Consider the following 25,866-nt stretch of genomic DNA (forward strand, 5'->3'; position numbering starts at 1 on the left):
GGGCGGGTACGTCCGGCGGCTGCGCGAATATAGCCGACCGGTCGTTCACGGAACCACTCCAATTGTGGGGTGCTTGAATGCCCCGAGCGGTGCGGCATCCCGCCGCCCGCCCCGCCGCGGGGACGGAGCAGTTCCATGAGCACGCTGCACAGCTACACCACCACGGTCACCTGGACCGGCAACTCCGGTACCGGGACGAGTGGTTACCGCTCCTACGGGCGCGCGCACGAGGTCTCCGCCGAGGGCCGGCCGGCGATCGCGGGCAGCTCCGACCCGGCCTTCCGGGGCGATCCGGCGCGGTGGAACCCGGAGCAGCTGCTGCTGGCCTCGGTGTCCCAGTGCCACATGCTCTGGTACCTGCACTTCTGCGCGGTGGAGGGCGTGGTGGTGACCTCCTACCAGGACCGCGCCGAGGGCACCATGGCGGAGACCGCGAGCGGCGGCCACTTCACCGGGGCGGTGCTGCGGCCGCGGATCGAGGTGGCGCGGGCGGAGATGGTCGAGCAGGCGATCGCGCTGCACGAGCGGGCGCACCGCGCCTGCTTCATCGCGAACTCGGTCAACTTCCCGGTCCGGCACGAGCCCGAGGTCTCGGTCGGGGCCTGACCGGGCGTCGCCCGCCGGGGGCTCACCCCAGGTAGGCCGGGGCGACCGCGGAGGTCATCAGGGTCCGCGGGGCGCCCGAGCCGTCGGCGGGGACGGTCCACAGGTCGGAGCCGTAGTCGCCGGGCAGCGCGTACACCAGGGTGGCGCCGTCCGCCCAGAGTGCCTGGTCGTCGATGTTGCGCTGCTCGGCGGTGGCGGTCTCGGTCATGGTGGCGAGGTCCAGCACGTACAGCCGCCAGGGCGCGTCGGGCGAGGCGCCGGCCACCCGCTTCTTGTACGCGATCCGGGTGCCGTCCGGCGACAGCGAGGGGCATTCGACGTTCTGGTGCAGGGTGGTGAGGGTGCGGGCGGTGACGTCGCCCTGCACCAGGTAGGTCTGGCCGCCGGTCGCCAGGGTGGCGTAGAAGCGGTCGTCGTCGGCGAAGGTGACGCCCCAGATGTTGACGTCCGAGGCGTGGTACGGCTTGCCGTCCCTGGTGACGGCGAAGGTCTCCAGGTTGTCGTCCACCGTCCAGTCGCGGGTGTCCACGATCGCCGTGCGGGTGGAGAAGTCGGTGCCCGCGTACGAGTCGCCGGACACGAAGACCGTCCAGGCCACCAGGTGGCCCGAGGGTGACACCCGGGCCCTGGTGGGGATGCCGGCGGCCGGGAAGTGCCGCACCTCGTGCAGCCGGTCGTCGAGCACCACCGCGCGGTAGGTGTCCTCCAGCACGCCCGGCTCGGCCTGGAGGCAGATCCCGGTGCCGGCGGCGGCGTGGAAGCGCAGGCACTTGACCCCGGAGACGGTGCGCGGGCCGTCCGGTCGGTCGGCCGGGACGGTGGCGAGTTCGTCGCGGTGCGGGCCCCAGGCCAGGTTGCGGACCACCAGCCGGTGGCCGTCCGGCCGCAGCGAGACGCTGCCGGTCCGGACGGCCGGGCCGCCGGCCTGCTCCTGGTCGCGCTTGCCGGACCGGTCGGCGGCGTACCGCACCGCGCCGGTGCCGGCCGCACCGAGCAGCACCACGGCGATCAGCAGGATCACCAGGCGGGAGCGGTTGCCGGTCATACGGGCACCTCGTTCGGGTCGTGCGCGGGCGGGCCGTCCGCGGGCGGGCCGTCCGCGGGCGGGCCTGCGTCCGCCTCGTCGGCGGTCCGCAGTACGAGGGCGGCCACCACCGCGGCGGCGGCCAGGCACCCGGCCGCGGCGGCGAGCGCGCCGCGGCCGCCCCACAGGCCCCAGGCGGCACCGAACGCGAGCGAGCAGGCGAACCGCGCCAGCGCCTGCCCGGTGCCCACCAGCGCCTGTCCGGCGCCCTGGTGCTCGGCCGGGACGGCCTCGGCGGTGGCCGCGGCGAGCACCCCGTCGGTGGCGGCGTAGAACGTGCCGTGCAGCAGCAGCACGGCGGGCAGCACCAGCGCCGCGGGCAGCGGCGAGAGCAGCAGGGCGTACCCGAGCAGCAGCAGGCCGTGCCCCGCGAGGAAGAGCCGGCGGCGGCCGACCCGGTCCGCCAGCGCGCCCAGCGGCACGGCGAGCAGCAGGAAGGCGGCGGCGGTGCCGAGCGGCAGCAGCGGGAACAGGTGGGCGGGCAGCCGCAGTTCGCGCTGGAGCAGCAGGTACAGGAAGGAGTCGCTGACGGTGGTCAGGCCGAGCAGCGCGGCGCACAGGGTGAGCCGGCGCAGCTGGGGGCGGCGCAGCAGGGCGAGCGAGTCGCGCAGCGTGGGTCGCGGCGTGCGGTCGGCGGCGCCCGCCGGGGCGCCGGCCGGGGTGATCCGCGGCGGCACGAAGAGCACCAGCACCAGGACGCCGAGCGCGGCCACGCACCCGCTGACCGCGAACACCGCGTGGTAGCCGCCGACCTCGCCGCCCTCACCGAGCAGCGGGCCGCCCGCGAACCGCAGCACCGCGAAGGCGGCCAGCGGACCGAGCAGCGCGCCGGTGGTGTCCATCGCCCGGTGCACGCCGAACGCCCGGCCGCGGTGCTCGGGCCGGGTGGCCAGCGAGATCATCGCGTCCCGGGGGGCCGTGCGCAGCCCCTTGCCGGTGCGGTCGAGGGCCAGCGCGCCGCTGATCGCGGGCAGGCCGTGGGCGAGCAGCAGCAGCGGCTTGCACAGGGCGGAGAGCCCGTAGCCGACGGCGGCCACCATCTTGTGCCGCCGCCCGCCCCGGTCGGCCAGGTGGCCGCCGGTCAGCCGGACCAGCGCGCCGACGCCGTTGTTGATGCCGTCCAGCAGGCCGAAGCCGAGCGGGGACAGGCCCAGCGTGGCCACCACGTACAGCGGCAGGACGGCGGTGACCATCTCGGAGGAGATGTCGGTGATCAGGCTGACCGCGCCGAGCGCGACCACCGTGCCGGGCACGGCGGCCGCCCGCCGCCCCGGGCTGGTGCCCGGGGCGACGGCCGGCTTGGTGCTGCGGGAGTCCGCGAGGTACACGGGTGTCAGTTCCAGATGCCGGTGATGTCGGAGGCAGAGGCGGCGTTGCCCGCGTGCGCGGACAGGCCGGCCAGGTCCTCCAGCGTGCGCAGCACGTTGTAGTGGTTGTACGTGGTGCTGGTGGAGGAGCCCGGGGTGACGTGCTGGCCGTACAGCACGGTCGGGATGCGGTTGCCGGACAGCTTGTTGTCCTCGTCGAAGGTGACGACCAGGATGCTGTTGTGGGTCTTGGCCCAGGTCGCGTACCCGCCCAGCTTGTTCTTCAGCCAGGTGTCGCCGGTGGACACCGAGCAGTCGTGCATGTCGTTGCACAGGTCCGGGACGACGAAGGAGACCTTCGGCAGCGTGGTGTAGTCGGTGGGGAACTGGGTCATGGTCTTCGCGGTGCTGGTCGGCACGTTGGAGAAGCCGAACCACGGGTTGTGCTTCTGCGCGTACTTGCCGCTGCTGCAGGTGGTCGAACCCTGGCTCGGCAGGCCCTCGTTGTAGCTGCCCCAGGTCTTGCCGGCCGCGATCAGCTCGGACGCCAGGTTGGCCGCGCCGATCGAGCCGACACCCACGCAACCGTCGTCGGTGCGGCCCTGGTTGGAGCCCGAGAAGATCATGTAGTAGTTGGGCTCGCTGGGGTGGGTCAGGCCGAAGGACTGGGTGAGGCTCGCCCCTCCGGCCTTGAGGGTGTTGTTGAGGTACGGCGCGCTGGAGCTCCCGATCACCTGGCTGTAGGCGTGGTTCTCCATCATGACGACGACCACGTGGTCGGGCGTCGGGAGCGCGGCGGCCTGCGCGGTGGAGCCGGTCGCGGCCCACAGACCGGCCGAGGTGGCGGCGAGGGCGACGGCCCCGGCCAGTGCGGTGAGGGAGCGGCGGTTGCGCCGGGGTGCCTGGACGGCGGTCATGACTGTCCTCCGGACAGAAGCGGGCGAGCGTTCGGTGGCGGAGCGCCGCCACCCTAGGAGCAGGCCGGTGGAGCGGGCCGCACCCCGGACATGAAGAGCAGGCGAACGATTGCCCCCGCACCCGGCCGACCCGTACGGATCCGGCCATCCGTCCGGCGGGTGGCCGGCGATTGACCGGTCCGAGGCGCCCGTGGTGGGATTCCGGGGCCGGTGAGCAGGTCGCTCACGTCGGGTCGAGAGAGGTGGGCCCGGTGCACGGACCCCTGTTGAGCGTCGGGGTCGGCGCCGGCCGCCTGGTGAGCGCCGAGGAGGTGCTGGCCCTGGTCGACGCCGCGCTGGCCGAGGCCGGCCGCAGCCGCGCCGAGATCGGCCGGCTGGCCACCCTGGACGCCCGGCTGGACGAGCCCGGCCTGCACGCGGCCGCCGCCGCGCTCGGCGTCCCGCTGACCGGGCACCCCGCCGAGGTGCTGGCCGCGGTCGCGGTGCCGAACCCCTCCGCCCGGGCGCTGGCCGTGGTCGGCACCCCGAGCGTCGCCGAGGCGGCGGCGCTGCTCGGCTCGGGCGGTGGCCTGCTGGTCCCGCGCCGCAGCTCGGCCCGGGCCACCGTGGCGATCGCCGTCGAACCCGACCTGCGGCACCACGGGGACGCCGAGGTGGGCGGGCCCGGACTGGTGGACCTGGCCGTCAACGTCCGCACCGGCACCCCGCCCCGGTGGCTGCGCGAGCGGCTCGCCGACGCGCTCACGGGCCTCGCCGCCTACCCCGAGCAGTCCGCCGCCCGCGCCGCGGTGGCCGCCCGGCACCGCCGCCCGCCCGCGGAGGTGCTGCTCACCGCCGGGGCCGCCGAGGCCTTCGTGCTGCTCGCCCGGGTCCTGGCGGCCCGGCACGTGGTCGTGGTCCACCCGCAGTTCACCGAGCCCGAGGCGGCGCTGCGGGACGCCGGGCACACCGTGCACCGGGTGCTGCTGACGGCCGGGGACGGCTTCCGGCTGCGGCCGCAGGCCGTACCCGAGCAGGCCGACCTGGTGGTGGTCGGCAACCCGACCAACCCGACCTCGGTGCTGCACCCCGCCGCCGTGCTGACCGCGCTGGCCCGGCCGGGCCGGACCCTGGTGGTCGACGAGGCCTTCATGGACACCGACCCCGGCGAGCCCGAGTCACTGGCCGCGCTGCGCGACCTGCCCGGCCAGGTGGTGGTGCTGCGCAGCCTGACCAAGACCTGGGGGCTGGCCGGCCTGCGGATCGGCTACGTCCTCGGCCCGGCCGCGCTGATCGCCCGGCTGGCCGCCGCGCAGCCGCTCTGGCCGGTCTCCACGCCGGCCCTGGTGGCGGCCGAACTGTGCAGCGGGCCGCAGGCGCTGGCCGAGGCCGAGGCCGCCGCGGTCGGCACCGCGGCCGACCGGGCGCACCTGCTGGCCGGCCTGGCGGCGGTGCCCGGGGTGCGGGTGCACGGCGAGCCGGCCGCCTCGTTCGTGCTGATCGAGCTGGCCGGTGCGGCCGGGGTCCGCGAGCGGCTGCGGTCCGCCGGGTTCGCCGTCCGGCGCGGCGACACCTTCCCCGGTCTGGGGCCCGACTGGCTGCGGATCGCCGTCCGGGACCGGCCGACCACCGACCGCTTCCTGGCGGAGCTGGTGCGCGCCGTGGCCGACCCCGCGGGCTGAGCGCGGCGGCCCGCGCTCAGCCCTGCCAGGCGCGGGCGGCGGCGATCCGGCGCGCGGTGCTGGGGTGGGTGGCGAACAGCAGCTCCAGCAGCCGGGGCGGGTCGACCTCGGCGACGTTGGTGACCGCGAGACGGCGCTGCATCGCGATGAAGTGCTCCGGGTCCGCGGTGAGTTCGAGCGCGTGCCGGTCGGCCCGGGTCTCGATGCGGCGGCTCACCGCGCACTGCGGCGGGCCGCCCAGGGCGCCCACCACGGCCGCGCAGGCCGCCAGCAGCGGCAGCGAGCGCGGGTCGGCCGGGCCGCTCGCCCCGGCGGCCGACAGCAGGGCCGGCAACCCGGCGAGCAGGCCGATCAGGACCACCGCGACTCCCGCCCCGACCGCACCCAGAAGCGTCCCGGTGAGCAGGTCGCGGTGCTTGACGTGGCCGAGCTCGTGCGCCACCACCAGCTCCACCTCACGGGGTTCGGCGGTGGTCAGCAGGGTGTCGTAGGCGACGATCCGGCGGGTGGCGCCGAGCCCGGAGACGTACGCGTTGAGCGCAGTGGTGCGGCGCGAGGCGTCCGCAACCAGCACCTCGCGCACGGGGATGCCGTCCTGCCGGGCCAGGCCGAGCAGCGAGTCCCGCAGCGGGCCGGGCTCCATCGGGGTGAAGCGGTTGAACAGCGGCTCGAACAGCAGCGGGTGGAGGAAGGACAGCGCCACCGTGAGCAGCGCCGCCGCCCCGGCGGCCGGCAGCCACCAGCGCGCGGGCGACCACGCGGTCAGCGCGTACAGCCCGTACGCCGTCGGCAGCAGGAGCGCCAGGGTCAGGCCGAGGCCGCGCAGCAGGTCCACGGCCCAGCCGCCCCAGCCCTGGGTGACCAGCCCGTACCGGGCGCGCACCACCCGCACCCGGGCGCCGGGCGGCAGCGCGACCACCCGGCCGAGCAGCACCAGGACGGCTGCGCCGGCGAGCACCTGCGCCGTCCGCGAACCGCCGAACAGGCCGCCGGCCCAGGTCACCACGGCGGCGCCGGCCGGGGTCAGGCCGAGCACCAGGGTGAGCAGCAGCCCCGCCGCCCGGCCGCCGAGCAGCCAGGGCAGTTGGGCGCGCCTCAGCTCCCGGCCGCGGGCCAGCTGGTGCGGCGTGAAGTCGTCCATGCGCCCAGCCTAGGGCGCGGGGCCCGGGACACGGCCGCGCCCGCCGGCCCTTCCCCACGGGCGGGGAGGGGCGGCGGGCGCGGCGGCGTCGGGCGCCGGGGATCAGACCTGGCCGGCCTTCTCCAGGGCGGAGCAGCAGGTGTTGACCAGCAGGCGGGTCACCACGTACGGGTCGACGTTGGCGTTCGGGCGGCGGTCCTCGATGTAGCCCTTCTGCTCCACCTCGACCTGCCACGGGATGCGGACCGAGGCGCCGCGGTCGGACACGCCGTAGGAGTAGACGTTCCACGGGGCGGTCTCGTGCAGGCCGGTCAGGCGGGACTCGATGCCGAAGCCGTACTGCTTGACGTGCTCCAGGACCTTCTCCTGGGAGGCGCCGAGCGACTCGCAGGCGGTGATGATGGCGTCGTAGCCCTCACGCATGGCCTTGGTGGAGAAGTTGGTGTGGGCGCCGGCGCCGTTCCAGTCGCCGCGCACGGGCTTGGCGTCCAGGGTGGCGTCGATGCCGAACTCCTCGGCGGTGCGGTAGAGCAGGTAGCGGGCGACCCACAGGTGGTCGGAGGCGGTCAGCGCGTCGACCGGGCCGATCTGGAACTCCCACTGGCCGGGCATGACCTCGGCGTTGATGCCGCAGATGGCCAGGCCGGCCTCGATGCAGCGGTCGAGGTGCAGCTCGACGATCTCGCGGCCGAAGACCTCCTCGGCGCCGATGCCGCAGTAGTAGCCGCCCTGCGGGGCCGGGAAGCCGCCCTCGGGGAAGCCGAGCGGGCGGGAGCCCTTGAAGAAGGTGTACTCCTGCTCGATGCCGAAGATCGACTCCTGCGCGGCGAACTGCTCGGCGATCGGGCGCAGCAGGGCGCGGGTGTTGGACACGTGCGGGGTGCCGTCGGTCTCGTTGACCTCGCACAGCACCAGCAGGTGGTCACCGCCGCGGATCGGGTCCGGGAAGGAGGCGACCGGCTCGAGCACCCGGTCCGAGGCGTGGCCCTCGGCCTGGTTGGTCGAGGAGCCGTCGAAGCCCCAGGTGGGCAGCTTGTCCGCGTTGGCGAGGATACGAGTCTTGGAACGGAGCTTGGCGGTCGGCTGCGTGCCGTCGATCCAGATGTACTCGGCCTTGATTGCCATTGCGGTGAACCTCACTGCTTGGGTGGTGGGTGCCCGCGTAGCGTCGCAAGCCGCCGTTTCCCGGTTGTTCCTCCTATGTAACGCCCATGTGAACCAACGGTCCGCAGCGGCACGCTCACGTACCGGGAGTGCCGGTCCCGGAATGTGGGCGCACCGCGGGCCGCGGCGGTCAGTGGCGGCGGGCGTGGCCGCGCCGGCGGCGGGTCAGCCAGAGCGCGGCGGAGCCGGTGACCAGCAGCGTCCCGGCGCCGGCCAGTACCGGCAGGGTGGCGCCGCCGCCCCCGGTGGAGGCGAGTGCCGCCTGGGGGGTCGGCACGGCGCGGGCCGCCGTGGTGGTGGGCGGGGCGGAGGTGGCGGGCGCGGTGGAGGTCGCGGGCGCCGGGACGGGCTTCTCGCAGCTGACCGAGGCGATGGTGATCCGGCCGCTGACGCGGGCGACGTTCAGGTTCAGCGGGTTGAGGTCGACGGTGGCCTCCAGGGCGGAGGCGGCGGCCGTCGAGGAGGTGGTGGTGCGCCGGGAGAACTGGACGTCCACGGTGCCGACGCCGGGCACCACCACGTGGCTCGGCCCGTTCAGCCCGGCGGTGACGGACCTGCCGAGCACGGTCACCTTGGCCGGCGCGACCACGTTCGCGGTGGGCGGCCCGTCGACCGGGCAGGTCACCTCGGCGCTCAGCGCCTCCAGTCCGAGCAGGGCGGTGCCGGGCAGGCCGGGGGCGTGCAGATCGGCGTCGACCAGCTTCACGGAGGCGGCGGCGCCGTGCTCGTCGGCGCTGGTGGTGGACCGGCCGACCTCGGCCGCGAGCAGGGTGACCGGGCGGCCCTGGTCGACGCCGTCGACCTTGGCGGTGAGCATCGCGCCGTCCATCCGGGCCGGGCTCTGCACCTTGTTGAGCGCGACGTCGACCGGCACCGAGACCTGGGAGAGCAGCCGGACGTCGAGGGCGAGTTCGGCGGTCACCGCGCTCGCCCGGCCGGGGCTGCCGGCCGGGCCGGCCGCGTGCGCGGTGCCCGGCGGCAGGGTGACGGCGAGCGCCGAGGCGGCCAGCGCCGCGGCGGCGGCGGTGCGCAGCGCGGTGCGCGGGACGGTCTGGGTTGAGGACATGGCGGTACCCCCACGGGTGGCGGATGTGGCAGAGCACGCTCCGGACTCACCCCGCGCGGGATCAGACCGCGGCGGACCGGGGGCAGGGCTGGTGCTCTCGACTGCCCGACAGTCTCTTCGAACGATCAGTCACACGAGTCACACAGAAAGCCCTTTCACTCGTACGAGTGAGGTTGACCCGCGGTCGCCCCCGCCGCGCCGGGTCGGAGCCTCGGAACCCGGAACTCCGCAAGCTGTCGCAGTCCTGTGACGTTCCCGGGGCACCGGTCGGGCCCGGCTCTCATCTCGTCTGCCTACGCTCGGTCCATGCCCTCGTCACGTTCTCGCTCCCCGATACGCCGGGCCGGCCGGGCCGCCGGACTGGCCGGCCGGCTGGTCGGCGCCAGCGCCGTCGCCGGCGTGCTCACCGCCGGACTCGCGCTGCCCGCGCTCGGCAGCGTCGGCCTCGCGGCCAAGGGAGCCGTCTCCGATTTCGACAGCCTGCCCGGCGACTTCACCGCTCCGCCGCTGTCCCAGGCGTCCACCGTGTACGACGCGGACGGCGGCGTGATCGCCACCGTCTACGAACGGGACCGCACGGTGGTGCCGAGCGAGCAGATCGCGCCGCTGATGAAGGCCGCGCTGGTCGACATCGAGGACAACCGCTTCTACCAGCACGGCGCGGTGGACCTGAAGGGCGTGCTGCGCGCGATCGACAAGAACGCGGCGAGCGGCGAGATCTCCGAGGGCGCCTCCACCCTCACCCAGCAGTACGTGAAGAACGTCTTCGTGGACGAGGCCGGCGACGACCCGAAGGCCGTCCAGGCCGCGCAGGCGCAGACCCTCGGCCGCAAGGTCAAGGAGATGAAGTACGCGATCAAACTGGAGCAGACCCTCACCAAGGACCAGATCCTCACCGACTACCTCAACATCACCTTCTTCGGCGAGCAGGCGTACGGCGTGGAGGCGGCCGCCCAGCGGTACTTCAGCACGCACGCCAAGGACCTCACGCTGCCCCAGGCCGCGCTGCTGGCCGGGCTGGTGCAGTCGCCGACCGGCTACGACCCGGTGGTCAACCCGCGGGCGGCCAAGGACCGCCGCGACACCGTGCTCGGCAAGATGGCCGAGTACGGCTCGATCACCCGGGCCCAGGCGGACGAGGCGATCGCGACCCCGGTCACGCTGAAGGTCAGCCGCCCGCGGCAGGGGTGCATCACCGCCCAGGACGGCGAGGGCTTCTTCTGCGACTACGTGCACCGGGTGATCACCACCGACCCGGCCTTCGGCGCCACCTCCGCCGAGCGGCAGGCGCTGTGGGCGCGCGGCGGCCTGCAGATCCGCACCACGCTCGACCCCGCGACGCAGCGGGCGGTGCAGAAGTCCGTCACCGAGCACGTGTACGCGGGCGACAAGGCGGCGGGCGCGATGACCGTGGTGCAGCCGGGGACCGGCCGGATCCTGGCGATGGGCCAGAGCCGCCCGTACGGACCGGCCGCCGGACAGACCCTGATCAACCTGAACGCCGGCACCTCGATGGGCGGCGGGCAGGGCTTCCCGACCGGGTCGACCTTCAAGCCGATCGTGGCGGCCGCCGCGCTGGAGAACGGCCTGACCCCGGCGCAGAGCTACCCCTCGCCGTACAGCACGCCCTGGCCGGCGATGAAGAACTGCGCGGGCGACCGGTACCCGCAGGGCGGCGAGGTGCACAACGACGAGAGCGACATGGTCGGGCCGTTCACCATGGCGCCGGCGATGGCCGAGTCGGTGAACACCTACTTCGCCGCACTGGAGGGCGAGACCGGCCTGTGCACGGTCGAGCAGACCGCTGCCGAGCTGGGGATCACCCAGCAGGGCGGCGGCGCGAAGCTGGACGCGGTGCCGTCGATGGCCCTCGGCAGCAACAGCCTCACCCCGCTGGACATGGCGGCCGCGTACGCCGCCTTCGCCGCGCACGGCACCTACTGCCGGCCGGTCGCGATCACCTCGGTGAGCACGGCCGACGGCAAGGCCCTGAAGGCGCCGGCCGCCGACTGCCGGCAGGCGGTGTCGGCGGACACCGCGGACGCCCTGACCACCATGCTCAAGGGCGTGGTGCAGGACGGCACCGGCACCAAGGCGGGCCTGGACGACCGCGACAGCGCCGGCAAGACCGGCACCACCAACGGCTCCAAGCAGGTCTGGTTCGTCGGCTACACCGCCGAGCTGGCGGCCGCGACCGTGGTCGGCGACACCGACAACCAGGCCTCGCTGAACAACCGGAGGATCGGCGGCCGGCAGATCGGCTCCGCGTCGGGCGGCACGGTGGCCGGCCCGATCTGGCGGGACGCGATCGCCGCGGCGCTCCAGGGCAGCCCCCCGCGGCCGCTGGCCCAGGTGCCGCTGCCCTGACCCCGGTGAGGCCGAACCGCCTTACGGCAGGCGCCAGTCCACGGGCTGCGCGCCCTGCCGGGCGAGCAGGTCGTTGGCGCGGCTGAACGGGCGGGAGCCGAAGAAGCCGCGGTCGGCCGACATCGGGCTGGGGTGCGCGGACTCCACCGAGGGCACCTGACCGAGCAGGGGGCGCAGGTTGCGGGCGTCACGCCCCCAGAGGATCGCCACCAGCGGGCCGCCGCGCGCCACCAGCGCCCGGATCGCCTGCTCGGTGACCTCCTCCCAGCCCTTGCCCCGGTGCGCGGCCGGCTTGCCCGGCGCGGTGGTCAGCGCACGGTTCAGCAGCAGCACGCCCTGCTCGGTCCACGGCGTCAGATCGCCGTTCGCGGGCGGCGGGAAGCCCAGGTCGCGGCCGTACTCCTGGAAGATGTTCACCAGGCTGCCCGGGACCGGCCGCACCTGCGGCGCCACCGAGAAGCTCAGCCCCACCGCGTGACCCGGCGTCGGGTACGGATCCTGACCCATGATCAGCACCCGGACCTGGTCGAACGGCTGCTGGAAGGCGCGCAGCACGTTCGGCCCGGACGGCAGGTAGGTGCGGCCGGCCGCCAGCTCGGCGCGCAGGAAGTCGCCCATGGCGGCCACCTGCCCGGAGACGGGCTCCAGGGCCTTGGCCCAGCCGGGTTCGACGATCTCGTGGAGGGGACGCGGTGCCATGCCCGCCACCCTATCGGCCCAACGTCAGCGGACGATCCGCCCGCGCAGCACCACCAGCCGGGGATCGGCCAGCACCCGGATGTCCGCACGCGGGTCCTGGTCGTAGACCACCAGGTCGGCCGGGGCCCCCTCGGTCAGGCCCTCCCGGCCCAGCCATGCGCGGGCCCGCCAACTGGCCGCCGCCAGCGCCTCGGTGGTCGACAGACCGGCCTTGACCAGCTCGGCCGTCTCCTCGGCGACCAGGCCGTGCGCGAGCGAGCCGCCGGCGTCCGTGCCGACGAAGATCGGGATCCCCGCGTCGCGGGCCGCGCCGACCGTCTCGTACCGGCGCTCGTGCAGCCGCCGCATGTGCGCCGACCAGGCCGGGAACTTGCTCTCGCCGCCCGCCGCGAGGCCCGGGAAGGTGGCGATGTTGACCAGCGTCGGGACGATCGCGACCTGCCGCTCGGCGAACTGCGGGATCAACTCCTCGGTCAGGCCGGTGGCGTGCTCGACGCAGTCGATCCCGGCCGCCAGCAGGTCCGGCAGCGACTCGGCGGCGAAGCAGTGCGCGGTCACCCGGGCGCCCTCGGCGTGCGCCGCCGCGATCGCCTCCTTCAGCGCGTCGCCCGGCCAGCACGCCGCCAGGTCGCCGCGCTCCCGGTCGATCCAGTCGCCGACCAGCTTCACCCAGCCGTCGCCGCGCCGGGCCTCCTGGCGGACGTACGCCGCGAGGTCGCCGGGCTCGATCTCGTGCGCGTAGTTGCGGATGTAGCGCCGGGTGCGGGCGATGTGCCGGCCGGCCCGGATGATCCGCGGCAGGTCCTCGCGGTCGTCGACCCAGCGGGTGTCGGCGGCGGAGCCCGCGTCCCGGATCAGCAGGGTGCCGGCGTCCCGGTCGGTGATCGCCTGCTTCTCGCTGGTCGCCGCGTCCACCGCGCCGTGCGCGTCCAGGCCGACGTGGCAGTGCGCGTCCACCAGGCCCGGCAGCACCCAGCCGGTGACCGTCCGGACCTCCGCCGCGGACACCGGCCGGTCGAAGGTCACCCGGCCGTCGACCACCCACAGCTCGTCCCGGACCTCCTCGGGCCCGACCAGCACCCGGCCCTTGATGTGCAGCACCGCACCGTCGCTCATGCGCCGCACTCTACCGAGACCGCTCCACCCGGCGGCAGAGTGCGATGCGGCAGACTGGCCCGGTGTCCGTCCGCACCCGAAAGGCCGTCGCCATGAGCCAGTTCCTGGATCTCCCGCCGCTGAGCGCGGCACGGTTCGCCGCGATCGAGGACCGGGTGGCCGCCCTGCTGCACACCTCCTCGGACGTGATCATCACCCAGGGCGAGGCCCTGCTGCCGCTGGAGGCCGCGATCCGCGGCGCCGCGCACCCCGGCTCCACCGCGCTGAACATCGTCACCGGCCCCTACGGCCGGACCTTCGGCGACTGGCTGCGCGACTGCGGCGCCGAGGTGGTCGACCTGGCGGTGCCGTACGACACCGCGGTCGGCGCCGAACAGGTCGCCGAGGCGCTGCGCGCGCACCCCGGCACCGGCCTGGTCTCGCTGGTGCACGCCGAGGCCGCCACCGGGAACACCAACCCGGTCGCCGAGATCGCGGCCGTGGTCCGTGCGCACGGCGCCCTGCTGATGCTGGACGCGGTCGCCTCGGTGGCGGCCGAACCGGTGCTCACCGACGCGTGGGGCGTCGACCTGTGCGTGATCGGCGGGCAGAAGGCGATGGGCGGCCCGGCCGGCGTCTCGGCGGTCGCGGTCAGCCCGCGCGCCTGGGAGCGGATCACCGCCAACCCGGCCGCGCCGCGCCGCTCGTACCTCTCGCTGCTGGACTGGAAGGAGCGCTGGACGGACGCCGGCCGCACCGCCCTGCCGCACGCCCCGGCCCAGTTGGAGATGCTCGCGCTGGAGGCCTGCCTGGACCGGATCGACGCCGAAGGGCTGCCCGCCACCCTCGCCCGGCACCGCGCCGCGGCCGCCGCCACCCGGGCCGGCGCCCGCGCCCTCGCGCCGCTCGCCCCCTACGTGCCGCGCGAGGCGGACGCCGCCCCGGTGGCCACCACGCTGCGCACCCCGCCGGAGCTGGACGCGGCCGAGCTGACCGCCACGGCCCTCGCCACCGACCCGGCCGTCCCGCTCCAGGCCGGCGGCGGCCCGCTCGCCGCCACCATGCTCCGGGTCAACCACTACGGCCCGGCGGCCGCCCTGGACACCGTCCTGGCCACCCTCACCGCCCTGGCCACCGCCCTCGGCGCCGACCCGGCCCCGGCCCACGAGCGGGCGCGGGCCGCCTGGGCGCAAGCCGTCCGGTGACCGCACTGCCGGGAGCCGGATCAGCCCGGCTTCTCGGCGAGTTCGCGCAGGCTGCGGGCGTGCTCCTCCAGGGTTCGCAGGTCGGGAGCGCGGCGGTGCACGCTCTCGCCGTAGGTCACCGTCATCCCGGCGTCGTACCAGATGCACAGGCCGTACTGCGGGGCCCCGACTGCGCTCGGGTTGTACGCGCCGCAGCTCATGGCGCCGCCGAACGGGCCCGGGTCCACCCGGCGCAGGTCGGAGTAGGCCCAGGGGCTCCCTTCGACCTGGGCGTCCAGCCGCGCCGAGGGGTCGGCGAAGGGCTGGGCGTGTCCCATGACCAGCACGATCCGGTCGGGCGCCTCCTCGTCCGTGTACAGCACCGTGAAGTCACCGGGACCGGCAGCCATCACGAGACCGGTCCCGGGCGTGCGGTCCTCGGGGGCTCGGGTGAGGCCCTGGAAGTGGTCCGGCGCCTCGAAGCGGTAGCCGGAGGGCCCTTGCGCGCCACCGCCGTACGCGTACGCGAGGGCGCCCGCGGCCACCGCCGCCGCGGCCCCCACGGCCAGCCAACCCCGCCGGCCCCATCGCCGCGGCTGCGGCAAGGCCTCCATCGGGTACGGCAGTTCCTTGAGCGCGTTGTTCATCCATCCCCCTCGTACCGGACCGTTCGCAGGCCATCCCAGCAGCGCGCGGCGGCGGGGGCCCGGCCGTTGTCCGGTATCGCCGACGGGATCCGCATTGTCGCGGCCGGATCGTTACCGATCCCAGCGGCCGCTGTTGTTCGCCTGCCGGCCATCTGGCGGACCCGTCGGCATCACCGGGCTTCGGCAGGGTCGAGGTGACGGAAAGTTGTATGTACAACTGACCCCATCTGAGGAGTCGAGAGACGATGACCCTGTCCCCGTACTGGCTGCGCGACAACTGCCCGTGCACCGGGTGCCGCGACCCGCGCAACGGGCAGAAGCTGTTCCAGATCAGCGAGTTGCCCGACGACCTGGCCGCCGTGGAGGAGACCGAGGAGGCCGGGGCGCTGCACGTGGTGTGGTCGGACGGCCACCGCTCCTCGTACCCGCTCGGCTGGCTGGCGGAGGAGGGCGAGGGGGACGGGCGGACCGAGCAGGACAAGCGGCTGTGGGCGGCGGCGGAGTTCGAGCGCGGCCTCCCGGAGGCGGACTGGGCGACCTACCTGGCGGACCCGGCCGAGCGGGCGGCCGTCCTCGGGGCGGTGCGGCACCTGGGCTTCGCGGTGCTGCGCGGGGTCCCGGCGCAGGAGGACCAGGTGCTGGCGGTGGCCGCCAGCTTCGGCTACGTGCGGGAGACCAACTACGGCCCGCTGTTCGACGTCCGGGTCGAGCCGGACCCCAACAACCTGGCCTTCACCAGCGCCGCGATCGCCCCGCACACGGACAACCCGTACCGCGACCCGGTGCCCACCCTCCAGCTGCTGCACTGCCTGCGCAACGACGCCACCGGCGGCGACTCCGGTCTGGTGGACGGCTTCCGCGCGGCCGACCTGCTGCGCACCGAGCACCCCGAGGACTTCGCCCGGCTGACCGCCACCCCGGTCCCGTTCGTGTTCCGCGACCGCCGGACCGAACTGCGCGCCGAGCGGCCGCTGATCGAGACCGACGCGCGCGGGCGGATCCGCGAAGTACGGTTCAACAACCGCTCGATCGGCACCCTGCGGCTGCCCGCCACCGAGCTGGACGCCTTCTACACGGCCTACCGGCGGTTCGCCGCGATCACCCTGCGGCCCGAGCTCCAGCTGACCTTCCGGCTCGGCCCCGGTGACTGCCTGGTCTTCGACAACACCCGCCTGCTGCACGCCCGGACGGCCTTCGAGCAGGACGGCCACCGCCACCTGCAGGGCTGCTACGCGGACCTGGACTCGCTGGCGAGCACCCTCGCCGTGCTGCACCGCCGCGCCGCCGCGCTGGACACCCTCGAGCAACTGTTCGAGGGTGAGGGCGGCGCCGAGTACCTGGGCGAGGAGGTCACGATGGCCCAGCACATGCTGCAGGCCGGGGCGCTGGCCCAGGCCGCCGGGGCGCCGCCGCACCTGGTCGCGGCCGCGCTGCTGCACGACGTCGGCCACTTCAACGGCTCGGGCCTGGAGCTGATGCAGGGCCGGGACAACCGGCACAGCCACACCGGCGCCGACTGGCTGGGCCAGTGGTTCGGCCCGGCGGTCACCGAGCCGGTCCGGCTGCATGTGGCGGCCAAGCGCTACCTGTGTGCCGTGGAGCCGGGCTACCGGGAGCGGCTGTCGGAGGCCTCCGAGTACACCCTGCAGGTGCAGGGCGGCCCGATGGACGAGCAGGAGGCGGCCCGGTTCGCGGCCGGCTCCGGGGCGCTGGACGCGGTCGCGGTCCGCCGCTGGGACGAGCAGGCCAAGGACGCGGACGCCGCGATCCCGTCGTTCGCCCACTTCCGGCCGCTGCTGGCCGCGTTGATGCGCTGAGCCGGTACCGACCGGGGTGCCCCGCCCGTCCGGCGGGGCACCCCGGTGGTGCGGCGGCTACTTCTTGCGGGCGACCGCGCCCCAGTAGTACGCGGCGGTCGGATCGGTCGGCGGCTCGCCCTCCGGGCGCCAGGCCATCACCGGGGAGACGCCCGGCTCCAGCAGCTCCCAGCCGTCGAAGAACCGCGTGACCTCCTCGCGGGTGCGCGGCACCAGCGTCATCCCGCCCTGCCGGGCCGCGGCGGCAACCGTGGCCACCGTCTCCGGGTCGAAGTCCTGGGTCGGGTGGGTGAGCGCGATGCAGCTGCCGGAGGGGAGCGCGTCGCGCAGCTCGGCGACCTTGCCCCAGGGGTCGTCCTCGTCCGCGACCAGCATCAGCACGGCGATCAGCAGCAGGCCGACCGGCTGGTCCAGGTCGAGGGTGGAGGTCAGCTCCGGGTCGGCCAGCAGCTCGGCCGGCTTGCGCAGGTCGGCGTGGATGTAGGTGGTGCGGCTGGCCTCGGTGCTGACCATCAGCGCCCGGGCGTGGGCCAGCACGATCGGGTCGTTGTCCACATACACCACGCGGGTCCCGGGGCTGACCGCCTCGGCGATGTCGTGGGTGTTGGGCGAGGTGGGGATGCCGGTGCCGAGGTCGAGGAACTGGCGGATGCCCAGCTCCTGGGCCAGGTAGCGGACGGCGCGGCCCTGGAAGGCGCGGTTCTCCTTGGCCATCGCGCGGATGCTCGGGATGGCCTCCTCGAAGGCCTGCCCCATCGCCCGGTCCGGCGCGAAGTTGGTCTTGCCGCCCAGCCAGTAGTCGTACACCCGGGCCGAGTGGGGCGCGCCGGTGTCGACACCGAGGCGGGCCCACTCGCCCGGGTCGTCGGCGTGCTGGTCGGACTCATCCTGACGTGACGTCATGGCCGCTTCCCCTAAAGGCAGATCATCGGACGAATCGTCAGCCTAACGCCGAATCGCCGGAACGCCGCCCGAACCGCCCGGCCCGTACGCCTTCGTACCGGCCCGCCCGGGCCCGGGGGTCAGTCGCTCTCGCGGGTGTGCCGGGACAGCGCCGAGGCCGCCAGCGAGTTGTGCACGCTGAAGGCGACCGTGCCGGGCAGGTAGCGGTCCTGGGACCACTCCACCGGGGTGCCGGTCGGGTCGGTGGTCCGGCGGCGCTCGCGCAGCAGCGGGCTGCCGCGGCGGCAGCCGAGCAGCCGGGCGTCGTCGGCGTTGGCGGCGACCACGTCGATGGTGTGGTCGGCGTCGGTGAACAGGATGCCGTGCTCGCGCAGCGGCTCGGTGTGCGAGACCACGTCCGCGGGCAGCTCGGCCACCAACTCGCCGACCCGGGGCGGGTAGACGGTGCGCTCGACCATCACCGGGGTGCCGGACAGGGTGCGCAGCCGGAGCGTCACGTAGACCTCGGTGCCCGGCTCCAGCCGCAGGTGCTCGCGCTCGGCGGCGTCGGCCGGGCGGCGGACCAGCGACTCCAGCCGGCCGCCGGGCTCCTCGCCCATCGAGCGGGCCCAGTGCGTGAAGCTCAGCAGCTCCGAGAAGCTCTGCACCCGGGCGGTGCCGAGCACCACCCGGCGGGTGCCGCGACGCGAGGTGACCAGGCCGTCGGCCCGGAGCATCGCCAGGGCCTGCCGGACGGTGCCCCGGGAGACGCCGTACTGCTCGGCCAGCGCGCCTTCGGCGGGCAGCCGGCCGGCCTCCCCGAAGCTGCCCGAGGTGATCGCTTCGCGCAGGTCGGCGGCCACCTTGCGGTACAGCGAGCCGGCGGCGCGGTCCTGGTCGAGTGCCACGTCAGTCAAGGTCCCTCCTGGGGCGGCGGCCCGGGCAGTGGTGTCGCGCGGGACGCCACCGACTGTAGCCGCTGCGGATCTCCGTGGACGGACGGGATTCGACCGTTCCAGCAGCCGCCCCCTGTTCTGGGGCGTCCGTTCACCTTCCCGTCACCGGGCTGGGGCGTACTTACCCCCGTCAGCACAAGTTGGCCAGCCAACTTGGCTCAGCGTCAGCTGACCCCACCTTCGCGAACTCTCCCCGCCTGTTCACCTCATTCAGGAGAACCACCCGTGACCGTGTACCGCCCTCGTGCCGCCGCCCTCGCGGCCGTGCTGACCGCCGCCGCCCTCTCGCTGACCGCCTGCGGCTCGGCCGGGACCTCCGCCAAGTCCGGTGACGCCGCCGCCGGCGCGAAGAAGGAGGCCAAGGACGCCACCTCGGCCGCGGACCTCGGCGGCATGGACGCCCTGGTCGCCGCCGCCAAGAAGGAGGGCAAGCTGCACGTCATCACGCTGCCCAAGGACTGGGCGAACTACGGCAAGATCATGGACTCGTTCAAGGCCAAGTACGGCATCGAGATCGAGGACGAGAACCCGGACGGCTCCAGCCAGGACGAGATCAACGCGATCACCTCCCGCAAGGGCCAGGACCGCGCCCCCGACGTGGTCGACCTGGGCAGCGCCTTCGCCGTCTCCGCGGCCAAGGACGGCCTGCTCGCCCCCTACAAGGTGGCCTCGTTCGACAAGATCACGGACACCATGAAGGAGGCCACCGGCCTCGCCGTCAACGACTACGGCGGCTACATCTCGATCGGCTGCGACGCCAAGGCGATCCCGGTCTGCCCGAAGACCTTCGCCGACCTGCTCAAGCCCGAGTACAAGGGCAAGGTCGCGCTGAACGGCAACCCGACCAAGTCCGGCTCCGCCTTCGGCGGCGTCTACGCGGCGGCCCTGGCCAACGGCGGTTCGCTGGACAACATCCAGCCCGGCATCGACTTCTTCGCGAAGCTGAAGCAGAGCGGCAACTTCGTGCCGGTCGAGTCCACCCCGGCCACCGTCGAGAAGGGCGAGACCCCGATCTCGATCGACTGGTCGTACCTGAACGCCGGCTACACCGACGAGTTCAAGGGCAAGGGCATCGACTGGCAGGTCGCCGTCCCCTCCGACGGCTCCTACGCCCAGTACTACAACCAGGCCATCAACAAGTGGGCCCCGCACCCGGCGGCCGCCCGCCTGTGGCAGGAGTACCTCTTCAGCGCCGAGGGCCAGAACCTCTTCCTGGGCGGCTACGCCACCCCGGCCCTGTTCGACCCGATGAAGAAGGACGGCACCCTCGACGCCGCGGCCGCCGCCAAGCTGCCGGCCGTCGAGAAGCCCTTCACCACCTTCCCGACCCAGGACCAGATCACGGCCGCCAAGAAGGTCGTGACGGAGAACTGGGCCAAGGCGATCGCGGGCTGATCACAGACATGACCACGGCTCCCACCCCGGTGCCGACCCCGGCCGCCACTGACGAGTTCAGTGGCGGCCCCGGGGTGTCCGGCACCGCCTCCCCCGCCCCCGCCCGTTCGCACGCCAAGCGCCGCGCCCCGCGCGGCGGCTCCTGGCTGGCCACGCTCCCGCTGTTCGTGTTCTTCGTGATCGCCTTCGGCCTGCCGGCCGTCGCGATCGTGATCGGCGCCTTCACGGTCTCCAGCGACGCCGAGACCGGCGCCGGCAGCTTCACCACCGCCAACCTGAGCGACTCGGTCTCCGGCGCGTACTGGACCGCCCTGCTGAGCAGCCTCAAGCTCTCCGCGCTCACCGCCCTGATCGGGACCCTGGTGGGCCTGCCGATCGCCCAGGCGGTCGTCACCTCCCGGTTCCGGATGCTGCGCGAGGCGGTGCTGACCGCCTCCGGCGTGCTCGCCAACTTCGGCGGCCTGCCGCTGGCCTTCGCCTTCGTGGCGACCCTCGGCAACGCCGGCGAGCTGACCAAGCTGTTCCACCTGACCGACCACGGCTGGACGCTCTACAGCTTCAGCGGCCTGACCGTCGCCTACCTGTACTTCCTGATCCCGCTGATGGTCCTCACCATCACCCCGGCCCTGGACGGCCTGCGGGCGCAGTGGCGGGAGGCGGCCCAGAACAACCGGGCCACCGGCCTGCAGTACTGGCGCTTCGTCGCCCTGCCGATCCTGCTGCCCTCGCTGCTGGGCGGCTTCGTCCTGCTGTTCGGCAGCGCCTTCGCGGCGTACGCGACGGCCGCCGCGATGGTCGGCGCGACCGTGCCCCTGATCAGCCGCCAGATCGCCGACGCGCTGTCCGGCAACGTGCTGGTCGGCCAGGGCAACCTCGCGCTCGCCCTCAGCCTCGACATGATCATCGTCGCCGTCCTGGTGATGGCGATCTACCTGCCCCTCCAGCGCCGGAGCGCCCGATGGCTCAGCTGACCTCCCGCACCCCGATGCGCCGGCCGCAGCTCGGCCGCGGCCTCGTGCTGCTGGTGGCCGCGTTGTACTTCCTGATCCCGATGGGCGCCTCGGTCTGGTTCTCCATCAGCGACAAGAACGGGATCGGCTTCCAGGCCTACACCGGCCTGCTCGGCGCCGAGGGCTTCACCGACAGCCTCTGGCTGACCGTGAAGCTGGCGCTGGCCACCGTCGTCCTGCTCCTGCTGCTGCTGGTGCCCGCGATGATCGCCGCCCGGCTGGGCTCGCCCCGGCTGCGCACCATCCTCGAGGTGCTCTGCACCCTGCCGCTGGTGGTGCCCCCGGTGGCGCTCACCGCCGGCATGATCGGCGTGCTGCGCTGGGGCCCGGACTACCTGATGGACACGCCGTTCTTCCAGACCTTCGTGTTCGTCCAGCAGCCCGAGTTCCCGCTCGTGCTGGTGCTCGCGTACGTGCTGATGGCCCTGCCGCTGGCGTACCGCGCGATCGACGCCGGGCTGCGCTCGGTGGACGTCCGCACGCTGGTCGAGGCCGCCCGCAACTGCGGTGCCAGCTGGCCGCGTTCGGTCTTCACGGTGATCCTGCCCAACCTGCGCGGCGCGCTGCTGAACGCCTCCTTCCTGACCCTGGCGCTGGTGCTCGGCGAGTTCACCTCCGCCTCGATCCTCGGATACCAGCCCTTCCCGGTCTGGATCTACGCGGTCGGCAACAGCCAGGGCCAGATGTCCGTCGCGGTCTCGGTGCTCAGCCTGCTGATCACCTGGGTGCTGCTGCTCCTGCTGGCCGCGGCCGGCCGCGAGCGCCGCCACAAGCCTGCCCACTCCTGAACCACCAGCGGAGAAACCCCCATGACCACGGTTACCGCCCCCGTTGCCGGCGTGCCGACCGCACCCGACAGCGCGACCGTCGAATTCCGTTCGCTGCGCCGCTCGTTCGGTGCGACCACCGCGCTGGACGGCCTGGACCTGACGGTCCGCCCCGGTGAGCTGCTGGCCCTGCTCGGCCCCTCCGGCTGCGGCAAGACCACCGCGCTGCGGATCCTGGCCGGCTTCGAGCAGCACGACTCCGGCCAGGTCCTGGTCGACGGCGAGGACATCACCCGGATCCCGGCCCACCGCCGCGACGCCGGCATGGTCTTCCAGTCCTACAGCCTCTTCCCGCACCTCACCGCGGCCGACAACGTCGCCTTCGGCCTGCGGATGCGCGGCACCGGCAAGGCCGATCGGCGCAAGCGCGCCAAGGAGCTGCTGGAGCTGGTCGGCCTGCCGCAGCACGCCGACCGCTACCCGCACCAGATGTCCGGCGGGCAGCAGCAGCGCATCGCGCTGGCCCGCGCGCTGGCCCTGCAGCCCCGGGTGCTGCTGCTGGACGAGCCGCTGTCGGCGCTGGACGCCAAGGTCCGGCTCAACCTCCGCGAGGAGATCCGCCGCCTCCAGCAGGAGCTGGGCATCACCACCCTGTTCGTGACCCACGACCAGGAGGAGGCGCTGTCGATGGCCGACCGGGTCGCCGTGCTGCGCGCGGGCCGCCTGGAGCAGTGCGCCGCCCCGGCCGAGCTGTACGCCCGCCCGACCACCGCGTTCGTCGCCGAGTTCGTCGGCACCATGAGCCGGATCCCGGCCGTCCGCTCGCTCGACGGCGTCGAGGTGCTCGGCCGCCGCCACCAGGTCGACGGCACACTGCCCGCCGACGGCCAGCTGGACGTGCTGGTGCGCCCGGAGAACGTCACCCTGCTGCCGGCCCCGCACGGCCGTGCGCAGGTCGTCGGCGCGTCCTTCCTCGGCGCGGTCACCCGGCTCACCGTCCGCCTCGCCGACGGGACCGAGGTCAAGGCGGACCTGGCGACCGAGCTCGCCGCCGGCCTGCCGATAGGCTCCACCGCCGACATCGCCCTGCCGGACCGTCCGGTGCTGGTCGACCGCCGCGCGTCCTGACTCCTCCGATCTCCACCGAAGGTACCGCCATGCCTGCCCGCCCCACCCCCGGCCCAGCGGCCGTCCTGTTCGACATGGACGGCACCCTGGTCGACACCGAACACCTCTGGTGGCAGTGCGCCGCCGAACTCGCCACCGAACTCGGCCTCGTCCTCACCGACCGTGACCTGCCGGAGGTGCTCGGCCGCGCCGTCGAGCACACCGCCGCCCACCTGCACCGCGCCAGCGGCACCGACCGGGCCGAGCGGGAACTCGTCGAGCTGCTCGACGAGTCCTTCACCGGCAAGGTCGCCGCCGAGGTGGTGCCGCGGCCCGGCGCGCTCGCGCTGCTGGCCGCGCTGCGGGACGCCGAGGTGCCCACCGCGCTGGTCTCCGCCTCCCCCCGCCGGGTGGTCGACCTGGTGCTGGACACGATCGGCCGCCAGTGGTTCACCGTGACCCTGGCCGCCGAGGACACCGAGCGCACCAAGCCCGACCCCGCGCCGTACCTGGCCGCCGCCGAGCGGCTCGGCCTGGAGCCGGCCGCCTGCGTGGCGGTCGAGGACACCCCGACCGGTGTCGCCTCCGCGCAGGCGGCCGGCTGCGCGGTGCTGGCGGTGCCCTCCACCGTCCCGATCCCGGCGGCCGAGCGGGTCACCCCGCTGGAGAGCCTGGAGCAGGCCGACCTGGCCCTGCTCGGACGGCTGACCGCCGCCGCGGCCTGATGCCGTACCTGTTGCTCGCGCTGGCCATCGCCAGCGAGGTGTGCGCCACCAGCTGCCTGAAGCTGACCGAGGGCTTCAGCCGGCTGTGGCCGAGCCTCGGCGTCGGCGTCGGCTACGCGCTGTCCTTCCTGCTGCTCGGCCGGGCGCTGAAGCACATCCCGGTCTCGGTGGCGTACGCGGTCTGGTCCGGCGCCGGCACCGCGGCGGTCGCCGGCATCGGCGTGGTCGCGTTCGGTGAGGTGCTGGGCCGGGCCCAGTGGGCGGGCGTCGCCCTGATCATCGCCGGCGTGGTCGTCCTCAACCTGCGCGGCGGCCACTGACCTCCGCTCCGGGCGGGGTGCCCTTCGGGGTGCCCCGCCCGGCCGCATGTTACCGGCCGTTAGTTCCGGGAGCGCCCGACGCGGCGTCACGTCCCGTTCATCCGCCGTCCGCCACGTCCCGACTGAATTGGCCCAGTTGTACAGCCAACTCGACTCAGCCGCGCGACCCCGCCGCGGCGGACAGGACCCCCGCGTGGCGACAGGATCCTCCCTCGTCCTCTCCACACCCCCGAACCCCACCGAAGGCGACAAGCTCACCTTCCACTGGACCACCGACGCCCCGGACGCCAAGAACTGGGTCGGCATCTACGACGGCACCAGGCTCCCCGGCACCGGCTCCTCGCTGCTGTGGAAGTACACCCCCGACGCCTCCGGCGACCTGCAGCTGGACACCTCCGCGCTGACCGGCGGCCCGTACACCGCGTACCTGCTCGCCAAGGACGGCTACGGCATCCTGGCGCAGAGCGCGCCGTTCAGCTTCAAGCCGCGCCCGGCCGCGCCCCGCCCGCACGCCGCGGTGGACGCGCTCACCGCCACCACCGTTGCGCCGTCCGCCGCCTTCCGGATCAAGCTCGGCGGCCTGTGGACGCGCGGCACCGGCGCCCCGGTGTTCCGCAAGATCAGCGGGGACTCCTGGCTGTCCGTCGCCGCCGACGGCACCGTGACCGGCACCGCCCCGAACTCCGCCCTCGCCCGGCCGGCCGTGCTGACCGTGGGGGTCAAGGACCCGGCCGGCGCCACCGACACGATCACCGTGCAGGTGCCGGTCAACACCCGCAAGCCGCAGCTGAAGACCGCCACCCTGAACCTCTGGAAGGCCGGCGCCAACGTCGAGGACGCGTTGGAGAAGCAGCTACGGGTGGTGCTCACCCAGGGCTTCGACCTGGTCGCCCTCCAGGAGACCGCGGGCACCGGCGCGCAGGCGCTGGCCGACGCGCTCGGCTGGTTCGCCTACCAGAGCGCCGGCAGCGTCGGCATCCTCAGCCGCTACCCGCTCACCGAGGTCACCGCGGCCACCGCCGACCTGCCGGCCGCCGGCGTCACCGTGCAGCTGCCCGGCAACCACACCGTGCGATTCTGGGCGGCCCACCTGGACGAGGCCGACTACGGCCCGTACGCCGTCCAGGACGGCCGCAGCGCCGACGCCACCGTGGCGAGCGAGAACGCCTCCGCCCGTGGCAAGCAGGCCCTCGCGCTGGCCGCGCTGGTCAAGGCCGACCTCGCCGCCCGCAAGCCGGTCGTGCTCGCCGCCGGCCTGGCCTCCCCCTCGCACCTGGACTGGACGCCCGCCACCGCCGCCGCGCACAGCGGCGTGAGCGCGCTCAACTGGCCCGTCACGGTGGCCCTGCAGAACGCCGGGCTGGTCGACGCCTTCCGGCTGGCCCACCCCGATCCGGTCGCCGCCCCCGGCACCACCTGGTCGGTCACCCGCAAGGCGCGCGGCAGCAAGGCCGAGCCCCAGGACCGGATCGACCAGGTGCACTTCGCCGGGAAGCTCACCCTGGTCGAGGCGCACACCCTGGTCACCGGCTGGCCGCAGCCGGAGCCCGGCGCCGCCACCAACGGCTGGCCCTCGGACACCGCCGCCGCCGTCGCCACCTTCACGATCTGAGAGGCCGACCGATGACTCCCCAGCTCTCCCGCCGCACCTTCGTCTCGGCCACCGCCGCCGCCGGCGCGGCCACCGTGGTCGGCCTGGCCGGTGCCCCCGAGGCCGAGGCCAAGACCAAGCCCAAGCCGGGCTCGGTGGCGGATGTGAAGCACGTGGTGATCCTCATGCAGGAGAACCGCTCCTTCGACCACTACTTCGGCACCCTCAACGGCGTCCGCGGCTTCGGCGACAAGCAAGCCCTGCAATTCCCCGACGGCACCGACGTCTTCCGCCAACCCGACCCCGCCCGCACCGACGGCGGCGCCATGCTCCCCTACCGCATGGACACCACCAAATA

Annotated in this window: 24 protein-coding genes; 13 read left to right on the top strand and 11 right to left on the bottom strand. The window is 74.2% G+C overall.

Annotation, left to right across the window (positions count from 1 at the left end; all coding sequences use genetic code 11):
* Window positions 1-135 precede the first annotated feature (135 nt).
* The gene (locus tag ABT014_RS26290) at window positions 136-606 is read left to right on the top strand and encodes an OsmC family protein (protein WP_350641659.1); all 471 of its coding nucleotides are present in this window, start codon (window positions 136-138) and stop codon (window positions 604-606) included.
* A 22-nt stretch (window positions 607-628) separates the two neighbouring features.
* Here ABT014_RS26290 and ABT014_RS26295 read toward each other — a convergent pair whose 3' ends face one another.
* Genes ABT014_RS26295 through ABT014_RS26305 form a run of 3 tightly spaced genes read right to left on the bottom strand, consistent with a single transcriptional unit; the run spans window position 629 to window position 3,914 of the window.
* Window positions 629-1,651, bottom strand: a complete 1,023-nt coding sequence (locus tag ABT014_RS26295; RefSeq protein WP_350641660.1) for a TolB family protein — start codon at window positions 1,649-1,651, stop codon at window positions 629-631.
* Window positions 1,648-3,018, bottom strand: coding sequence for an MFS transporter (locus ABT014_RS26300; RefSeq protein WP_350641661.1), 1,371 nt, complete (start codon window positions 3,016-3,018; stop codon window positions 1,648-1,650). The genes ABT014_RS26295 and ABT014_RS26300 overlap by 4 nt, the downstream gene beginning before the upstream one ends.
* 5 nt (window positions 3,019-3,023) lie before the next feature.
* A complete protein-coding gene (locus ABT014_RS26305) occupies window positions 3,024-3,914 on the bottom strand; it encodes an alkaline phosphatase family protein (protein WP_350641662.1) in 891 nt (296 codons plus the stop codon).
* Window positions 3,915-4,165: 251 nt separating this feature from the next.
* Between ABT014_RS26305 and cobC the strand changes: the two genes are divergently transcribed.
* Window positions 4,166-5,575 (top strand): Rv2231c family histidinol phosphate aminotransferase CobC, encoded by a 1,410-nt coding sequence (gene cobC / locus ABT014_RS26310; RefSeq protein ID WP_350641663.1) that lies wholly within the window; start codon window positions 4,166-4,168, stop codon window positions 5,573-5,575.
* Window positions 5,576-5,591: 16 nt separating this feature from the next.
* On the opposite strand, the gene ABT014_RS26315 is transcribed toward cobC, so the two are convergent.
* The 3 genes from ABT014_RS26315 to ABT014_RS26325 all read right to left on the bottom strand — a co-directional run bounded on the left by ABT014_RS26315 (window position 5,592) and on the right by ABT014_RS26325 (window position 8,946).
* Window positions 5,592-6,716 (bottom strand): M48 family metalloprotease, encoded by a 1,125-nt coding sequence (locus ABT014_RS26315; protein ID WP_350641664.1) that lies wholly within the window; start codon window positions 6,714-6,716, stop codon window positions 5,592-5,594.
* A 102-nt stretch (window positions 6,717-6,818) separates the two neighbouring features.
* Window positions 6,819-7,841 carry a glutamine synthetase gene (gene glnII, locus ABT014_RS26320; RefSeq protein ID WP_350641665.1) on the bottom strand — a complete coding sequence of 341 codons (1,023 nt, stop codon included), beginning with the start codon at window positions 7,839-7,841 and terminating at the stop codon, window positions 6,819-6,821.
* A 169-nt stretch (window positions 7,842-8,010) separates the two neighbouring features.
* Entirely contained in the window at window positions 8,011-8,946 is a 936-nt protein-coding gene (locus tag ABT014_RS26325) for an SCO1860 family LAETG-anchored protein (protein ID WP_350641666.1), read from the bottom strand.
* A gap of 306 nt (window positions 8,947-9,252) precedes the next feature.
* On the opposite strand from ABT014_RS26325, the gene ABT014_RS26330 reads away from it, so the two are divergent.
* Complete coding sequence (locus ABT014_RS26330) at window positions 9,253-11,313, top strand: transglycosylase domain-containing protein (protein WP_350641667.1); 2,061 nt, start codon at window positions 9,253-9,255, stop codon at window positions 11,311-11,313.
* A gap of 21 nt (window positions 11,314-11,334) precedes the next feature.
* On the opposite strand, the gene ABT014_RS26335 is transcribed toward ABT014_RS26330, so the two are convergent.
* Both ABT014_RS26335 and ABT014_RS26340 read right to left on the bottom strand, forming a co-directional pair.
* Window positions 11,335-12,012: a uracil-DNA glycosylase gene (locus ABT014_RS26335; RefSeq protein WP_350641668.1), complete on the bottom strand. Its 678-nt coding sequence runs from the start codon at window positions 12,010-12,012 to the stop codon at window positions 11,335-11,337.
* Window positions 12,013-12,036: 24 nt separating this feature from the next.
* Window positions 12,037-13,128: an amidohydrolase family protein gene (locus ABT014_RS26340; protein WP_350641669.1), complete on the bottom strand. Its 1,092-nt coding sequence runs from the start codon at window positions 13,126-13,128 to the stop codon at window positions 12,037-12,039.
* Window positions 13,129-13,220: 92 nt separating this feature from the next.
* Between ABT014_RS26340 and ABT014_RS26345 the strand changes: the two genes are divergently transcribed.
* Window positions 13,221-14,312, top strand: a complete 1,092-nt coding sequence (locus ABT014_RS26345; RefSeq protein ID WP_350641670.1) for a pyridoxal-phosphate-dependent aminotransferase family protein — start codon at window positions 13,221-13,223, stop codon at window positions 14,310-14,312.
* A 20-nt stretch (window positions 14,313-14,332) separates the two neighbouring features.
* On the opposite strand, the gene ABT014_RS26350 is transcribed toward ABT014_RS26345, so the two are convergent.
* The gene (locus tag ABT014_RS26350) at window positions 14,333-14,938 is read right to left on the bottom strand and encodes a hypothetical protein (RefSeq protein ID WP_350641671.1); all 606 of its coding nucleotides are present in this window, start codon (window positions 14,936-14,938) and stop codon (window positions 14,333-14,335) included.
* A 245-nt stretch (window positions 14,939-15,183) separates the two neighbouring features.
* Here ABT014_RS26350 and tmpA point away from each other — a divergent pair, with 245 nt between their 5' ends.
* Window positions 15,184-16,755: a 2-trimethylaminoethylphosphonate dioxygenase gene (gene tmpA / locus ABT014_RS26355; RefSeq protein ID WP_350641672.1), complete on the top strand. Its 1,572-nt coding sequence runs from the start codon at window positions 15,184-15,186 to the stop codon at window positions 16,753-16,755.
* A gap of 57 nt (window positions 16,756-16,812) precedes the next feature.
* Here the strand turns inward: tmpA and ABT014_RS26360 are convergent, their stop codons facing one another.
* Both ABT014_RS26360 and ABT014_RS26365 read right to left on the bottom strand, forming a co-directional pair.
* Window positions 16,813-17,658 carry an SAM-dependent methyltransferase gene (locus tag ABT014_RS26360; protein ID WP_350641673.1) on the bottom strand — a complete coding sequence of 282 codons (846 nt, stop codon included), beginning with the start codon at window positions 17,656-17,658 and terminating at the stop codon, window positions 16,813-16,815.
* A gap of 119 nt (window positions 17,659-17,777) precedes the next feature.
* Window positions 17,778-18,545 (bottom strand): GntR family transcriptional regulator, encoded by a 768-nt coding sequence (locus tag ABT014_RS26365; protein ID WP_350641684.1) that lies wholly within the window; start codon window positions 18,543-18,545, stop codon window positions 17,778-17,780.
* Window positions 18,546-18,818: 273 nt separating this feature from the next.
* Between ABT014_RS26365 and ABT014_RS26370 the strand changes: the two genes are divergently transcribed.
* The 8 genes from ABT014_RS26370 to ABT014_RS26405 form a co-directional block, all read left to right on the top strand.
* On the top strand, window positions 18,819-19,988 hold the full coding sequence (locus ABT014_RS26370; RefSeq protein WP_350641674.1) for an ABC transporter substrate-binding protein: 1,170 nt from the start codon (window positions 18,819-18,821) through the stop codon (window positions 19,986-19,988).
* A gap of 8 nt (window positions 19,989-19,996) precedes the next feature.
* Window positions 19,997-20,959, top strand: coding sequence for an ABC transporter permease (locus tag ABT014_RS26375; protein WP_350641675.1), 963 nt, complete (start codon window positions 19,997-19,999; stop codon window positions 20,957-20,959).
* 14 nt (window positions 20,960-20,973) lie between these two features.
* Window positions 20,974-21,786 carry an ABC transporter permease gene (locus ABT014_RS26380; protein WP_350641685.1) on the top strand — a complete coding sequence of 271 codons (813 nt, stop codon included), beginning with the start codon at window positions 20,974-20,976 and terminating at the stop codon, window positions 21,784-21,786.
* Window positions 21,787-21,807: 21 nt separating this feature from the next.
* Window positions 21,808-22,893 (top strand): ABC transporter ATP-binding protein, encoded by a 1,086-nt coding sequence (locus ABT014_RS26385; protein ID WP_350641676.1) that lies wholly within the window; start codon window positions 21,808-21,810, stop codon window positions 22,891-22,893.
* Between the two features lie 29 nt (window positions 22,894-22,922).
* The gene (locus ABT014_RS26390; protein ID WP_350641677.1) at window positions 22,923-23,597 is read left to right on the top strand and encodes an HAD family hydrolase; all 675 of its coding nucleotides are present in this window, start codon (window positions 22,923-22,925) and stop codon (window positions 23,595-23,597) included.
* A complete protein-coding gene (locus ABT014_RS26395) occupies window positions 23,597-23,917 on the top strand; it encodes a DMT family transporter (protein ID WP_350641678.1) in 321 nt (106 codons plus the stop codon). The genes ABT014_RS26390 and ABT014_RS26395 overlap by 1 nt, the downstream gene beginning before the upstream one ends.
* Window positions 23,918-24,110: 193 nt before the next feature.
* Complete coding sequence (locus ABT014_RS26400; RefSeq protein WP_350641679.1) at window positions 24,111-25,529, top strand: endonuclease/exonuclease/phosphatase family protein; 1,419 nt, start codon at window positions 24,111-24,113, stop codon at window positions 25,527-25,529.
* Between the two features lie 11 nt (window positions 25,530-25,540).
* Window positions 25,541-25,866, top strand: a 326-nt coding sequence (locus tag ABT014_RS26405; protein ID WP_350641680.1) for an alkaline phosphatase family protein, incomplete at its 3' end; no start/stop codon positions are given.

The sequence above is a fragment of the Kitasatospora sp. NPDC094015 genome (assembly GCF_040304075.1).
Classification (GTDB): Bacteria; Actinomycetota; Actinomycetes; order Streptomycetales; family Streptomycetaceae; genus Kitasatospora.

What these genes read in the sequence shown, in the direction of transcription:
- ABT014_RS26345 (WP_350641670.1), top strand. Translation starts at nt 13,221, where the DNA reads ATGAGCCAGTTCCTGGATCTCCCGCCGCTGAGCGCGGCACGGTTCGCC.
- ABT014_RS26290 (WP_350641659.1), top strand. Translation starts at nt 136, where the DNA reads ATGAGCACGCTGCACAGCTACACCACCACGGTCACCTGGACCGGCAAC.
- ABT014_RS26340 (WP_350641669.1), bottom strand. Translation starts at nt 13,128, where the DNA reads ATGAGCGACGGTGCGGTGCTGCACATCAAGGGCCGGGTGCTGGTCGGG.
- tmpA (WP_350641672.1), top strand. Translation starts at nt 15,184, where the DNA reads ATGACCCTGTCCCCGTACTGGCTGCGCGACAACTGCCCGTGCACCGGG.
- ABT014_RS26380 (WP_350641685.1), top strand. Translation starts at nt 20,974, where the DNA reads ATGCGCCGGCCGCAGCTCGGCCGCGGCCTCGTGCTGCTGGTGGCCGCG.
- ABT014_RS26315 (WP_350641664.1), bottom strand. Translation starts at nt 6,716, where the DNA reads ATGGACGACTTCACGCCGCACCAGCTGGCCCGCGGCCGGGAGCTGAGG.
- ABT014_RS26330 (WP_350641667.1), top strand. Translation starts at nt 9,253, where the DNA reads ATGCCCTCGTCACGTTCTCGCTCCCCGATACGCCGGGCCGGCCGGGCC.
- ABT014_RS26325 (WP_350641666.1), bottom strand. Translation starts at nt 8,946, where the DNA reads ATGTCCTCAACCCAGACCGTCCCGCGCACCGCGCTGCGCACCGCCGCC.
- ABT014_RS26295 (WP_350641660.1), bottom strand. Translation starts at nt 1,651, where the DNA reads ATGACCGGCAACCGCTCCCGCCTGGTGATCCTGCTGATCGCCGTGGTG.
- ABT014_RS26395 (WP_350641678.1), top strand. Translation starts at nt 23,597, where the DNA reads ATGCCGTACCTGTTGCTCGCGCTGGCCATCGCCAGCGAGGTGTGCGCC.
- ABT014_RS26390 (WP_350641677.1), top strand. Translation starts at nt 22,923, where the DNA reads ATGCCTGCCCGCCCCACCCCCGGCCCAGCGGCCGTCCTGTTCGACATG.
- glnII (WP_350641665.1), bottom strand. Translation starts at nt 7,841, where the DNA reads ATGGCAATCAAGGCCGAGTACATCTGGATCGACGGCACGCAGCCGACC.
- ABT014_RS26360 (WP_350641673.1), bottom strand. Translation starts at nt 17,658, where the DNA reads ATGACGTCACGTCAGGATGAGTCCGACCAGCACGCCGACGACCCGGGC.
- ABT014_RS26350 (WP_350641671.1), bottom strand. Translation starts at nt 14,938, where the DNA reads ATGAACAACGCGCTCAAGGAACTGCCGTACCCGATGGAGGCCTTGCCG.
- ABT014_RS26385 (WP_350641676.1), top strand. Translation starts at nt 21,808, where the DNA reads ATGACCACGGTTACCGCCCCCGTTGCCGGCGTGCCGACCGCACCCGAC.
- ABT014_RS26305 (WP_350641662.1), bottom strand. Translation starts at nt 3,914, where the DNA reads ATGACCGCCGTCCAGGCACCCCGGCGCAACCGCCGCTCCCTCACCGCA.
- ABT014_RS26335 (WP_350641668.1), bottom strand. Translation starts at nt 12,012, where the DNA reads ATGGCACCGCGTCCCCTCCACGAGATCGTCGAACCCGGCTGGGCCAAG.
- ABT014_RS26375 (WP_350641675.1), top strand. Translation starts at nt 19,997, where the DNA reads ATGACCACGGCTCCCACCCCGGTGCCGACCCCGGCCGCCACTGACGAG.